This is a genomic window from Streptomyces sp. NPDC051207 (genome assembly GCF_040682395.1).
Lineage (GTDB): Bacteria > Actinomycetota > Actinomycetes > Streptomycetales > Streptomycetaceae > Streptomyces.
The window spans coordinates 117,303-129,851 of the sequence record NZ_JBFBAX010000007.1 but is presented as its reverse complement, the minus strand read 5'-3'; the positions used below and the strand labels follow the sequence as shown (position 1 = coordinate 129,851).

The following is a 12,549-nucleotide window of genomic DNA, read 5'->3' as shown; positions in this document are numbered from 1 at the left end:
GTCAGCCCTTGCCGAGCAGCTCGTTCATCTCGGCGATCTCCTCGGTCTGTGCCGTGGCGATGGCGCCGGCCAGCTTCCTGGCCGGACCGTGGCGGCCCTTGCTCTTCTCGGTCGCTGCCATCTCCACGGCACCCTCGTGATGCTCGATCATCATCGTGAGGAACATCCTGTCGAAGGCCTTGCCCGACGCCTTCTCCAGCTCGGCCATGTCCTCCTCGGACATCATCCCTGGCATGCCCGCGCGCCCCGAGTGCGCGGAGTGGTCCGAGCCGGGCGCCTCCCCGGGCACCTCCTCGCCCCAGGCCCTCAGCCAGCCGGACATGGTCCGGATCTCCGGGTCCTGCGCCTTCTCGATGCGCCGGGCGAGGTCCTCGACCTCCGCGGAACCGGCCCGTCCGTCGGCCAGGCGGGCCATCTCCAGGGCCTGCCGGTGATGCGGGATCATGCCCTGCGCGAAGGCGACGTCCTGGGCGTTGTGCGCACCGGCCGTGGCGTCGGCCTGCGCGCTGGACGTGGCGCTCGCGGACGAGGAGCCATGGCCCCCGTGTCCGCCGCCGTCGCCGCCACAGGCGGCCAGGGCGACCCCGGCGAGGGCCGCGACCGCGACCGGAGCGGCACGGCGCGTGAGGGTACGAATGCTGGTCATACGGTGAACTCCTCCTGCGGGAAAGGGACGTGCGGCACACTGCTGCGCCACGCCGAGGGGGCGCGGCGCGGGAGCGGTGCCTATATCCGCAGGAGCTGGAGTTCGGCCAGGGAGGGCGGCGCGCGTGCACCGTCAGGCGCCTCGGCCGCGTACGCCCGTACGGCGTCGGCCCGGACCACCGCCGGAACCGGGTCAGGGACGGGCGCGGGCAGCACCGGCCCACCACTCACCGCACCCGCTGCACAGGCCGGGTCGGCGTGCCGTGGGTGACCACCACCGCCGTCCGGGCAGGCCGTCTCCGGGGTGGGTGTCGTGGCGGGGGCGGCGTGGTGGTGCTGGGCCGCCCCATGAGAGCCCTGCACCTCACCGGGCGCCAGCCCATGCATGGCCAGAACCCCTGCCAGCAGCCCCAGCACGCACACCGCACGCCACCACCACGCGGGTGGTCGCCGGTCGCACGCTCGGGGGCCCTTCACAAGGGGTCATCCTAAGGACCCCGCCGGGCGGCACGGGAAACGCCCCGGACCGATGGCACGGTCCGGGGCGTCTCCCTCATGCTCCGGTGGGCGCGGACGGTTTCGAACCGCCGACATCCTGCTTGTAAGGCAGGCGCTCTACCCCTGAGCTACGCACCCGGTTCCCGGGCCACGTGGCCCAGGACGAGTCGACAGCCTACATTGCCCGGGCCACAGTCCCGCAAACCCGTATCGCGTCCCATGGGGGAACGGCGGGGGTTAACCCCACCCCGGATCCGGGAGCGGCCCGGATGCCCCGGGGCCGTCCCGCTCCGTACGGTCGTAGAGCCCGCACAGCAGCGGGTGCCGGTCGCGGAGCCGCCGCGCCGACCGTCCCAGGGGGAGACCGTCATGTCCCGTACCGCCCGCCGTACCGCCTCCGTTCGCGCCGTCGCCGGTGCCGTCGTCGTGCTCGTGGCGGGTGTGAGCGCCTGTGCCGCCGCCGGGGACGACAAGGACCCCGAGCGCCGGTCCTTCGCGCTGTCCGGCCGCACCCTCACCGTCGACTCCGACGACTCGGCGCTGGAGATCGTCGCGGCGGACGGGCACAAGGAGGGCGCGGTGGAGGTCACCCGCTGGTTCGACGGCTCGGTCGCCCTCGGCGAGGACCCCGAGGTGACCTGGGAGATGAAGGGCGACCGGCTGGTGCTGCGCGTGCACTGCACCGGGATGGTCGCCGACTGCGAGGCCAGACACCGCATCGAGGTGCCGCGCGGCGTCGCCGTCAAGGTCGAGGACGGCGACGGCAGTGTCCGGGCGAGCGGCTTCCGCGAGGCGCTCGACATCCGCACCGGGGACGGCGCGGTGCGTGTCAGCGACTCCAGCGGACCTCTGCGGGTGCGCACCGGGGACGGCTCCGTGAGCGTCAACGGCTCCAGCGGGCCCCTGCGGGTGCGCACCGGGGACGGCTCCGTACGCGTCACGGACACCTCCGGGCCGGTCCGGGTGCACACCGGGGACGGCTCCGTCAGCGCGGACGTGTCCTCGCGCAAGGTGTCCGCCCGCACCACGGACGGCTCGGTCCACCTCGAACTGGGCGCCGTACCGGACCTGGTGGAGGCCCGCACCGGCGACGGCTCGGTGACGATCGCGGTGCCCAGGGAGACGTACCGGGTGACGACCAGGACCGGCGACGGCTCGGTGAACGTGTCCGTGCCGCGGAGCGACACCAGCGCCCACGTGGTGTCCGCGCACACGGGCGACGGGAAAGTCACGGTCCGCACCGCGAACTGATCGGCCCGTGTGTTCGTCCTCAACCGGTGGGACAATGACATGACACCGGGCAGGGCGGATCACAGCACGGGAGAGGGATGTGACGGCGACACCATCGCGGCCGTACCCACCGTTCGCGCCGCGCGCACGCCGCCGCGCCCCTCGCACCCCGGGCCCGCGCGCACGCCGTGCGGCCGGCGCCCCGGGGCCGCTGCGTGACGCGCTGACCCTGGTGGCGCTGCCGCTGGCCGCCGTGCTGGTGCTGCCCGCCGCGTTCGCCGGCGGCGGCACACGGCGCTGGTTCGGCGGGCGGGCCGAGGGCCAGCGGGCCGAGGCGCAGGCCGCGAAGGACGCGGCGGCCACGGCCTTCTACGAGCTGGACACCGCCCAGCGGGACCTGCGGATCTCCATCGAGACGATCACCGCCGTGGACGCCTCCCCGGCGGCCCGCCGTGCCGTCGCGGACTTCGAGGAGATCGGCCGCCGCATCGACGAGGCCAGCCACCGGTACATCAACGCCGTCGACGCCCACGACCTCGACCGGGACGACCTGGAGGCGTCGGCCGCCGCCCGGGCCCGCGCGGAGCTGACCGAGGCCAAGGGTGAACTGGAGCGCGTGAAGCGGGAGCTGGACCGTTTCACCGAAGGGCTCGGCCCGCTGCTCGGGAAGGCCGAGACCCAGCTGGCCCGGCTCGCGCCCGCCGTCGAGCGGGCCCGGCAGTCCCTGCTCGCCGCGTCCAACGCCCTCGACGCGGCACGCGGCTCGGGACTGCGCGCCGACGACCTCGCCGCCCGGCTCGCCGCGCTCGCCCCGGAGCTGACCCGGCTGAACGAGGGCGCCGGGCAGCACGGCGTGCCGCAGACTTTGGAGCGGGCCGAGCGGGTGACGCGCGAGGCCGAGGCGGTGCGGGTGGAGGCGGAGCGGTTGCCGGAGCGGGCCGCCGAGATCGGCCACCGGCTGGTGTCGCTGCGCACCCGCGCCGAGGCCCTGACCACCCGCACCGAGCAGGTCGAGCCGGTGCTGAGCGAGTTGCGGCGGCGGTTCACGGCCGCCTGCTGGCAGGACCTGCAGCACGTGCCGGGCAAGGCGGTGGAGACGGTGCGGCAGGCCGAGGCGAAGCTGCGGGAGGCGCAGGCCGCGCGGGACGAGCAGCGCTGGCCGGACGCGACGGCGCTGCTGTCGACGGTGCGGGCGCTGCTGAACGCGACCGACGAGGCGGTGTCGGCGGCCGGTGACCGGCTGCGGCGGCTGAACGCCGTGCAGAAGGACCCGCGGGCGGAGATCGAGCGGACGCGGTTCGCTGTCCGGGACGCCCAGCGGCTGGCGATGGCGGGCCGCACCACCCCCGACCCGCGTCACGCGCGCCCGCTGGACGACGCGGTGGCCCGCCTGGACCGGGCGATCGGCACGCTGGAGGGCCGGCACCCCGACTACTGGCACTTCCTGACGGAGACGGAAGCGGTACGGCGGGCGGTGGCGCAGGTGGTCTCCGCGATACGGGAGGAGCGCGGCGCCGGCCAGTGACGGGACCGGCGACGCCGCGGGCCGCGCCCGTTAACCTGTGGGCATGCCTCGTTACGAGTACCGCTGCCGGACCTGCGGCGACACGTTCGAACTGAGCCGTCCCATGGCGGAGTCCTCCGCTCCCGCGAGCTGCCCCACGGGCCACGACGACACGGTGAAGCTGCTGTCGACGGTGGCCGTCGGCGGCACGTCCGCGGGGTCCGCGCCGGCCCCCCGGCAGGGCGGCGCGGGCGGCGGCTGCTGCGGCGGGGGCTGCTGCGGCTGACCCCGCCGTCACCCCGACCACCGCTCACCCCGTACCGCCCACCGCCGTCGGACCGACTACGCGCCGCCCCGCACTTCCCGCAGGAACTCCCGCAGAATCCGCTCCCCCGCGAGAACCCCCCGCTCGGGCAGCGGCGTGATCGCCGGTGCCGTCCACTGCGCGTCGGCGAGTTCGCCGTGGCCGGGGCGCCAGCCGCGGTCGGCGGCCAGCAGCAGGTCGGCGTCGAGGAGGGAGTCGCCGGCGGCGAGGGTGAGGTCGGCGCCGGTGCGGCGGGCGACCTCGCGCATCGCGGCGCTCTTGGTGAGCGGCTTCGGCACGGCGTAGACCTTGCGGCCCTGCACGGACACCGTCCAGCCGCGGTTCTCCGCCCACACCGCGAGTTCCTTCACCCAGTCCTCGGGGAGCAGTTCGCGTTCCACGACGAGGTAGGCGAACAGGTCCTCGGCGATGCGGTGCTTGCGCACCCACAGCGGGTCGGCGGTGTTCATGAGGTGCTCGCGCACCTCGGTCAGCGGGGCGCACTCGTCGGCCAGCCGCGCGGTCACGCGCGCGTGCCACTCGGGGTCCGACACACCGTCCACCAGGAGATGGCCGCCGTTGGCGCAGATCGCGTATCCGGGCGGCGGGCCGGGCAGGTTGATGCGCTGGTACTGCTTGCGGGTGCGGGTGGTGGTCGGCACGAACACCGCCGCGTCACCGAGTTCGGTGAGCAGGTGCCCCGCCGTCTCCGTCAGGTAGGACAGCGGCCTGCTCTCGTGGACCTCCACGCACAGCAGCCGGGGGGCCCGGGCGTCCGGCATGGTGAGGGCCAGCGCCGCCGCCGAGTAGATCAGTGTGCGGTCGAGGTCGCTCGCGACGAGCACCGGCATCAGACCGTCACCGCCCTGCCGTCGGCGCCGGTGGCGCCGCGCGTGAACCGGGGGTGGATCAGTCCGACGCAGGTGTAGGGGAGTTCGGCGACCTCCTCGACGGGCACCCCGCGCTGTTCGGCGAGCAGCCGCACATGGTCGAGGTCGCGGCCTGCGTTCTGCCGGGCGAGGATCTTCCACGGCACGCGGCGCAGCAGCACCCGGGTGGTCTCGCCGACGCCGGGCTTGACGAGGTTCACGTCGTGGATGCCGTACTCCTCGCTGATGCGCTCGACGGCCGCCCAGCCCTCCCAGGTGGGGGCGCGGTCGGCGGACAGCAGCTCCTTGACCTGCCGCCCGACGGCGTCGTGGACCTCGGGGAAGCGGGCGGAGACGGCGTCGAGGAAGGCCACGGAGACGTCGGCGCCGGCGAGTTCGCGGTAGTACTTCGCGCCGTGGTAGTCGTGCGGGCCGACGAGGTCGGACCGCAGGACGGTGCGGGAGATCAGTCCGGAGACGGTGGAGTTGAGGCAGGCGGAGGGGACGAGGAAGTCCTCCCGGGTGCCGTAGGTGCGGACGCAGGAGCCGGGGTCGGCGAGTACGGCGATCTCCGGGTCGAAGCCGGTGATGCCGTCGCTGTCCTCGAACTCCCGCAGCGCGGTCGCGAGTTCGCGGGTGATGGCGCCCTTGCCGGTCCAGCCGTCGACGAACACGACGTCGCGCGGGTCGTGGTCGGCGGCCAGCCGGCGCAGCGCGTTGGCGTCGATGCCGCGGCCCCGCACGATGGACACGGCGTAGTGCGGCAGGTCGAGGCCGTGCCGGTACTGGGCCCAGCGGCGCATCAGGATGCCGATGGGGGTGCCGGCGCGGGCCAGGGACACCAGGACGGGTCTCGGGGAGCGTTCGGCGAGCACCAGCTCGGTGACAGCGCCCGCGGCCAGCGCGATGCGGGCGGCGGAGGTGTCGAGGGCGGCGTGGAACAGCTCCTGGTACTGCTCGCTGGGCTGGTACTCGACGGGCAGGGACTCCGCGTAGTGGGCGCCGCCGCTCTGGATGGCCTCCTCGCGCTCCTCGGTCGGCGCCTCCAGCGTCACGTCCGAGAGGTCCTGGAGCAGCCAGCCGACCTCCTCGGGCGGGTACGAGGAGAAGGCGGGGCCGCGGAGGGGCTCGGGCAGCATGGCGGGCCTTTCGGTGCGGGGCTCGGGGACGTGACTGGGGACGACCACGAGCAGGACCTGCGGGGTGTGCGCGGCGAGCCGGTCGAGCAGTCCGCCGGGCGCGTGCAGGGCGGGCGTGTCGGCGACCGAGTCGACGACCGCGATCACGGCGTCGAAGCCCGCTCCGGCCACGTTGTAGGCGTAGCGCTCGCCGGGCCCGTCGGCCGGGTCGTCGTGCGCGGGGAAGACCAGGCGGGTGCGGATGGCGTAGCCGGGGTCGTCCACGGCGAGGACGGGCGAGCGGGTGGTGGTGGAGAAGCGGACGTCGGCGGTGACGGTCTGCTCCAGTTCGCCGGCCAGCCTGAGCGGCGCGTACATCAGCTCCTCGCAGCCGAGCACGAGCACGCGGCGGGCGCCTGCGGGCAGCGCTTCGGCGACGCGGGCCGCCATGGCGGGCAGGGCGGCCTCCAGGCGGGCGCGGTGCGCGGGCGTGAAGCCGTGCCGGCCGCCGTCGGGCAGGCCGCGCGGCCAGCGCGGGTCGAGGCGCGTGATCCGGCCGCGGGGACGTCCGGTGGGGGCGGTGTCCGGGGTTTCGTGCCGTGCGACGAGTTCGCGGCCCTTCTCCAGCACGCCGTCGGGCAGGGTCACCGTGCCGGAGGCGGCGGTCACGAGGTCGACGCGGGCGCCGATCTCGCGGGCGAAGGCGGTGAGCCGGTCGCTGTCGGCGGGTGAGCGCATGTCGACCAGGGCGACGACGACGTACCGTTTCCGCGGGTGGCGGGCGTGCAGGTCGCGGATGGTGTTGAGGACCGTGTTGCCGGTGGAGAACTCGTCGTCCACGAGCACCAGCGGCCCGTCCCCGGCGAGCAGTGCCGGGTCGGCGGGCAGCAGCAGGTGCGAGGTGGCGTGCGAGTGGGACTCCTCGAAGCCGCCGGCCGGGGCCACGCCGTCGACCGGGCGGCGGGTGGAGTGCAGGTAGGGGGCGAGTCCGACGCCGTCGGCGACCGAGTGGCCGAGGCCGGTCGCGGTCTCCGCGTAGCCGAGGACGACGGCGGTGGCCGCCTCGGCGCCCAGCAGCTCGCGCACCCGGCGGCCGAGCCGGAAGCCGTGGCCGTGGACGACGGACGGCGACTGGGGTACGTGCTTGCCGAGGACGTTCGACACGAGCAGGTGGGCCCGTTTGGGGTTGCGGCGCAGCGCGAGGCCCAGCATGCCGGTCAGCGAGTCGTCGCCGGTCAGCCGCACGCCGAGCCGTTCGGCGACCCAGCGCCCGGACCATATGCGGTCGGTGCCGTCGGACGGCCCGCCCTGCTCCCCGTGTCGCACGCGCTCGTGCACCTCCCTGTTCGCCCTCATGCATATCCTGCGCCCGCCCGGAACCGAAATCGCGTCCACGGCCCGGGCGGTGCCGTCTTCGGTCACGTGCCGTCCGTGAGGCCCGCGGCGAGCAGCTCCACGAAGCCGATGTCCTCGTTGGCGACGCCGAACGCCTCGGCGCGCAGCAGCGTCCGCTCGGCCCAGGCGCGGTGCGGCTTCACCTCGTTCATCTTGTTGGTGTACGCCGACCTCAGCACGCCCCCGCCGCCCCGTTCGGGCCGCAGGATGTCCTGGGCGTCGGTGAACTCCTCGTGGCTGACGACGGACAGCGCGTGCACCGGCAGTACGTGGGTGGGGTGGATGCAGGTCTTGCCGAGCAGGCCGTTGGCGTGGTCGAGGGAAACCTCCCGCAGCAGTCCGTCCATGGCGTGCTCGATCAGTTTCTGGCGCAGCTCGACGGCCTGTACCTCCAGGAAGGGGCTCTGCCGCAGCTGCGGCTTGAACATGCGTTCCTGGACGTGGAAGTACTCCCAGACGGGCCCGGTCACGGTGAAGCCGGTGCCGTCGGCCCGCCCCAGCATGTTCACCACGTCGGAGATGACGGACGCGACGACCTGGATGTCGTACGCCGTCATGTCGGGGCCGCGGCGCAGGCCGTAGGAGGAGCAGAAGTCGGTGACGCCGAGGCGCAGCGCGAGGACCCGGTCGCGGTACTTGTCGACGGCGCGGAAGATGCCCTCCAGGGTCGCCACGCGCGACTCCCGGTAGAGCAGTTCGGGGGACTCCAGCACGGGCATGGCGAACAGCCGCCGTCCGCCGGCGGCCTCGGCGCCGGCCAGGGCCTCCAGGAAGGCCATGCCGCGTTCCTCGGTGAACTTGGGCAGGACGAACCCGGACAGCAGCCGGGCGGCGGGGCCGAGCCGGTGCACCAGGTCGGGGATCTGCTCGGGCACCCGGACCCGGACGAACAGCAGCGGCAGGTCGGCCCCGGCGCGGCCCGCGAGGGCGGTGAGCTGCCGGACGAGGTTGTCCTCGCCGGCCGGGACGTCCGCGTCGTCGATGGAGTCCTCCAGGCACAGCACCATGGACACGACGCCGCGGGCGGCCTGCTTGAGGACGTCGTCCGCGAGTCTGGGCCGGGTGGCGGGGCTGTAGAGCGTGGCGCCGAGGGCCGCGGACAGCAGACGGGCCGGGGAGTCGGCGGTGAACTCGCACGGCTCCCGGTAGAAGATACGTTCCCGCACCGCAGGGGCGATGTGTCCGAAATGCCGCATGAACTCCCCAGTGGTGTGTGGGCGACCGGTAACCGGTCCGAAGGTGGCCGGTAATAGTACGTAGAAGTGCGTGTCGGGGGTTCCCGGCAGGCGTGAACTCCGAGTGAAGCGAGCACACCGTTCCGGCCAACCGCGCCCGCCCCGGGTTCCCCGTGACGTGCACCGGAATCCCTTCCCCCGCGTTGTCGTGACCAGGACCGGCAAGGCAGGATGAACGGCATGACGCACGCGATGCTGAAGGGGTCGAACGTCCCGCTGGACGCCACCACGGTACGTGCCGTGCTGCGCTGGAATCCCGGGCAGGGGGTCCCGGACGTCGACGCCTCCGCGCTGCTCCTCGGCCCCGGCGGCCGTGTGCGCTCCGACGAGGACTTCGTCTTCTACAACCAGCCCCGGCATCCGTCCGGTCAGGTGTGGCGGCTCGGCAAGGAGCGCGTCGCCGAGGCGCTCACCGACACGATCCAGACAGACCTCGCCGGTGTCGAGCCGGAGGTCGACCGGATCGTCCTCGTCGCCTCGGCGGACGGCGTCACCTTCGACCGCGTGCGGGCGCTGCGCATCCTGCTGTACGACGCGACGGCCGCCGACGCGGAGCCGCTCGCGTACTTCGACGTCAAGCCGGAGACCGGCGAGGAGACGGCGCTGATCTGCGGCGAGCTGTACCGGCGCGGCGAGGGCTGGAAGTTCCGCGCGCTCGGCGAGGGCTACAGCAACGGCCTGAAGGGCCTGGCCACGGACTTCGGCATCTCGGTGGACGAGTCGGAGCAGACGGACGGCCCGACCCGGGTCACCCCGCGGTCCGAGGTCTCCCAGCCGCTGCCGCCGGAACAGCCCACCGCGGCGGTCCCGGCCCAGCCGTCCTACGGCTACCCCCAGCCGCAGCCCTCCTACGGCTACCCCCAGCCGGCGGGCGCGGCCCCCTCCTACGGCTATCCGCAGCCGGCCCCGGCCGCCCAGGGCTACGGCTACCCGCAGCCGGACCACCCGGACCCGGACTTCCGGCTGCCGCCGCAGGGGCCGCAGTTCATCGGACGCTAGAGGGGCGCTCCCGGGCTGCCCCGGGCCACCGGGGGCGGCTCACCGGTCCGCCTTGGACTTGTAGCCGCGCCCCCACTGCAGGCCCCACCCGTACAACCGGTCCAACTCGCCCTGGAAGCCGTACACGAACTTGACCTCGCGGCGCACCAGGATCTCCCCCTTCACGTTCTCGATCATCACCACCGCGCAGGACCGTGCCTGCGGGTGCCTCTCGTCGAGTCCGATCTCGATCCGGGGCCCGCTGCTCGGGAAGAGGGTCACGATCGCGTGCGTGCGGTCGAACGCCGGGGTCTGGTCGTAGATGTACACGAACACCAGCAGCCGCTTGATGTCCTCGCGGTGGTCGAGGTTGATGTACATCGTCTCGCCGGACGCCGAGCCGAACCGGTCGTCACCGCTGAGCTTGACGTACGGCGGTGCGTTCACGTCGCCGAGGAGGCCGCCGAGCGGCTGGACGACGCCCTTGGTGCCGTCCTGGAGCTCGTACAGGCACCCCAGGTCGAGGTCGACGTTGACCATGCTCTGGCTGTGGCCCATGACCTCCGGCGGTTTCAGCGCCCTGAAGGGGTGCCGCAGCAGGCTCTCGCGCTGCGGGCCGCCGATGTCGGAGGTCCGCATGCGCCAGTTGAGGTTGACGCGCAGATGGCCGGTGGCCGCGCCCTGCTTGGTCAGGGACACCTGGCCGTTCCGTTTGGTCAGCTCGATGGCGTTGCTGGACGCGCTGCCCGAGTCGAAGTCGGCCCGGCGCCCGCGCCACAGACCGTCCAAGATGCCCAATTCCCGCCCCCACGTTGCCTGGTGGACCGACCGAGACGGGGCGGCCGTCCAGGACTTCTCCCCGACGGCCGCCCCGCTCAGAGCGTTCCTCACCCGGATGGGTGTCACACCCCGGACGACACCTCAGTCTTGTCGTCCGTTCCCGCTTTTCCCTCTGCTGCGGCCAGTGCCTTGTTGCGGCGCAGCGACGACCAGAACGACCAGCCGATCAGGGCCACGCCGATCAGGCCGGTGATCATCTCGTGGATCTCGTACTGGATGGTGATCAGCAGGATCATGGCGAGCGCGCCGATGGCGTAGTGCGCGCCGTGCTCCAGGTACACGTAGTCGTCCAGGGTGCCCTGGCGGACCAGGTACACGGTGAGCGACCGGACGTACATGGCGCCGACGCCGAGGCCGAGCGCCATCAGGACGATGTCGTTGGTGATGGCGAAGGCGCCGATCACGCCGTCGAAGGAGAACGACGCGTCGAGGACTTCCAGGTAGAGGAACATGAAGAACGCCGCCTTGCCGGCGAGGGCGACCGCGGAGCGCGGCTTGCCCTTCTTCACGGCCTCTTCCTCCTGCTCGTGCTCGCGTTCCTCCTCCTCTTCGAGCTTGTCCTCGAAGTAGCCGGAGAGACCGCCGACGATCATGTACGTGATGAGGCCGGCGATGCCGGACAGGAGCACCGTCTCGGTCTTGTCGACGTGCGCGCCGCCGTGCTGGTGGGCGTTGGCCGCGAAGGTCATCGCCGAGACGAGCAGCACGATCAGGGCGATGCAGACCGACAGCATGTCGACCTTGCCGAGCTTGGCCAGCGGGCGCTCGAGCCAGCCGAGCCACTTGATGTCGCGGTCCTCGAAGATGAAGTCGAGGAAGATCATCAGCAGGAACATGCCACCGAAGGCGGCGATCGACGGGTGGGCGTCGGTGACCAGTTCCTGGTAGCGGTCCTTGTCGGTGAGCGCGAGGTCGACGGCCTCGATCGGTCCGAGCTGGGCGCTGACGGCGACGATGACGACGGGGAAGACCAGCCGCATGCCGAAGACGGCGATCAGAATGCCGATGGTCAGGAAGATCTTCTGCCAGAAGGCATTCATCTTCTTCAGGATGCCGGCGTTGACCACCGCGTTGTCGAACGACAGCGAGATCTCCAGTACGGAGAGGATCGCCACGATGCCGAAGGCGGTCCACCCCCCGTAGAAGACCGCTGCGACCAGTCCGAGCGCGGTGACCGCGAACGACCAGCCGAAGGTTTTCAGAACCACTGGCTACCCAATCCCTTGTGTGCGGGGTGTACGGGTCTCCCCCGCGCCGCACCCGGCTTTACGAAACGTTGACTCCGAAGTCTAGGGCGATGCCTCGCAGCCCCGACGCGTACCCCTGTCCGACGGCTCGGAACTTCCACTCCCCCTGGTAGCGGTAGACCTCGCCGAAGATCATCGCCGTCTCGGTGGAGGCGTCCTCGCTGAGGTCGTAGCGGGCGAGTTCCTGACCGTCGGCCTGGTTCACCACGCGGATGAACGCGTTGCTGACCTGGCCGAAGGCCTGGCCGCGCTCGTCGGCCAGGTGGATGGAGACCGGGAAGACGATCTTGTCGCACTGGGCCGGCACCTTGGACAGGTCGACCAGGAGGGACTCGTCGTCGCCGTCGCCCTCGCCGGTGAGGTTGTCACCGGTGTGCTCCACCGAGCCGTCCGGGCTCTTGAGCTGGTTGTAGAAGATGAACCACTCGTCCCCGAGCACCCGGCCGTTGCTGCACACCAGCGCGCTGGCGTCCAGGTCGAAGGGGGCTCCGGTGGTGGAGCGCGCGTCCCAGCCGAGCCCGATCATCACCTGGGTGAGGTTCGGTGCGGCCTTGGACAGGGAGACGTTGCCTCCCTTGGCGAGCGTGACGCCCATGTTCTGGTCCCTCCCCGTTCGGTACTGCTGTCTTGGTTGTCCTGCGCGTCCGGCGCCGCACGCAAACCGCGCGGCGCCGGACGGTGCGGGC

Annotated in this window: 12 protein-coding genes and 1 tRNA gene; 4 read left to right on the top strand and 9 right to left on the bottom strand. The window is 72.5% G+C overall.

Annotation, left to right across the window (positions count from 1 at the left end; genetic code table 11):
• Position 1: 1 nt before the first annotated feature.
• The 3 genes from AB0M97_RS09955 to AB0M97_RS09945 form a co-directional block, all read right to left on the bottom strand.
• Entirely contained in the window at positions 2 to 646 is a 645-nt protein-coding gene (locus tag AB0M97_RS09955; RefSeq protein ID WP_365960268.1) for a DUF305 domain-containing protein, read from the bottom strand.
• An 80-nt stretch (positions 647 to 726) separates the two neighbouring features.
• Positions 727 to 1,062 carry a DUF6153 family protein gene (locus AB0M97_RS09950; RefSeq protein ID WP_365960355.1) on the bottom strand — a complete coding sequence of 112 codons (336 nt, stop codon included), beginning with the start codon at positions 1,060 to 1,062 and terminating at the stop codon, positions 727 to 729.
• 147 nt (positions 1,063 to 1,209) lie between these two features.
• Positions 1,210 to 1,281, bottom strand: a tRNA-Val gene (locus tag AB0M97_RS09945).
• 231 nt (positions 1,282 to 1,512) lie between these two features.
• On the opposite strand from AB0M97_RS09945, the gene AB0M97_RS09940 reads away from it, so the two are divergent.
• From AB0M97_RS09940 to AB0M97_RS09930, 3 genes are all read left to right on the top strand, one after another.
• Positions 1,513 to 2,394, top strand: a complete 882-nt coding sequence (locus AB0M97_RS09940; RefSeq protein ID WP_365960267.1) for a DUF4097 family beta strand repeat-containing protein — start codon at positions 1,513 to 1,515, stop codon at positions 2,392 to 2,394.
• A gap of 79 nt (positions 2,395 to 2,473) precedes the next feature.
• The gene (locus AB0M97_RS09935; protein WP_365960266.1) at positions 2,474 to 3,898 is read left to right on the top strand and encodes a hypothetical protein; all 1,425 of its coding nucleotides are present in this window, start codon (positions 2,474 to 2,476) and stop codon (positions 3,896 to 3,898) included.
• A gap of 43 nt (positions 3,899 to 3,941) precedes the next feature.
• Complete coding sequence (locus tag AB0M97_RS09930; protein ID WP_365960265.1) at positions 3,942 to 4,163, top strand: zinc ribbon domain-containing protein; 222 nt, start codon at positions 3,942 to 3,944, stop codon at positions 4,161 to 4,163.
• 56 nt (positions 4,164 to 4,219) lie between these two features.
• Here AB0M97_RS09930 and AB0M97_RS09925 read toward each other — a convergent pair whose 3' ends face one another.
• The 3 genes from AB0M97_RS09925 to AB0M97_RS09915 all read right to left on the bottom strand — a co-directional run bounded on the left by AB0M97_RS09925 (position 4,220) and on the right by AB0M97_RS09915 (position 8,759).
• The gene (locus tag AB0M97_RS09925; RefSeq protein ID WP_365960263.1) at positions 4,220 to 5,032 is read right to left on the bottom strand and encodes an HAD family hydrolase; all 813 of its coding nucleotides are present in this window, start codon (positions 5,030 to 5,032) and stop codon (positions 4,220 to 4,222) included.
• Positions 5,032 to 7,524: a phosphoribosyltransferase gene (locus tag AB0M97_RS09920; RefSeq protein ID WP_365960262.1), complete on the bottom strand. Its 2,493-nt coding sequence runs from the start codon at positions 7,522 to 7,524 to the stop codon at positions 5,032 to 5,034. The genes AB0M97_RS09925 and AB0M97_RS09920 overlap by 1 nt, the downstream gene beginning before the upstream one ends.
• Before the next feature lie 62 nt (positions 7,525 to 7,586).
• The gene (locus AB0M97_RS09915) at positions 7,587 to 8,759 is read right to left on the bottom strand and encodes an HpcH/HpaI aldolase/citrate lyase family protein (RefSeq protein ID WP_365960260.1); all 1,173 of its coding nucleotides are present in this window, start codon (positions 8,757 to 8,759) and stop codon (positions 7,587 to 7,589) included.
• 219 nt (positions 8,760 to 8,978) lie between these two features.
• Here AB0M97_RS09915 and AB0M97_RS09910 point away from each other — a divergent pair, with 219 nt between their 5' ends.
• Complete coding sequence (locus AB0M97_RS09910) at positions 8,979 to 9,797, top strand: TerD family protein (protein WP_365960259.1); 819 nt, start codon at positions 8,979 to 8,981, stop codon at positions 9,795 to 9,797.
• 39 nt (positions 9,798 to 9,836) lie between these two features.
• On the opposite strand, the gene AB0M97_RS09905 is transcribed toward AB0M97_RS09910, so the two are convergent.
• From AB0M97_RS09905 to AB0M97_RS09895, 3 genes are all read right to left on the bottom strand, one after another.
• Complete coding sequence (locus AB0M97_RS09905; protein WP_365960258.1) at positions 9,837 to 10,574, bottom strand: Tellurium resistance; 738 nt, start codon at positions 10,572 to 10,574, stop codon at positions 9,837 to 9,839.
• A 104-nt stretch (positions 10,575 to 10,678) separates the two neighbouring features.
• A complete protein-coding gene (locus tag AB0M97_RS09900) occupies positions 10,679 to 11,824 on the bottom strand; it encodes a DUF475 domain-containing protein (RefSeq protein ID WP_365960257.1) in 1,146 nt (381 codons plus the stop codon).
• A 58-nt stretch (positions 11,825 to 11,882) separates the two neighbouring features.
• Positions 11,883 to 12,458 carry a TerD family protein gene (locus AB0M97_RS09895; RefSeq protein ID WP_365960256.1) on the bottom strand — a complete coding sequence of 192 codons (576 nt, stop codon included), beginning with the start codon at positions 12,456 to 12,458 and terminating at the stop codon, positions 11,883 to 11,885.
• Between the last annotated feature and the right edge of the window lie 91 nt (positions 12,459 to 12,549).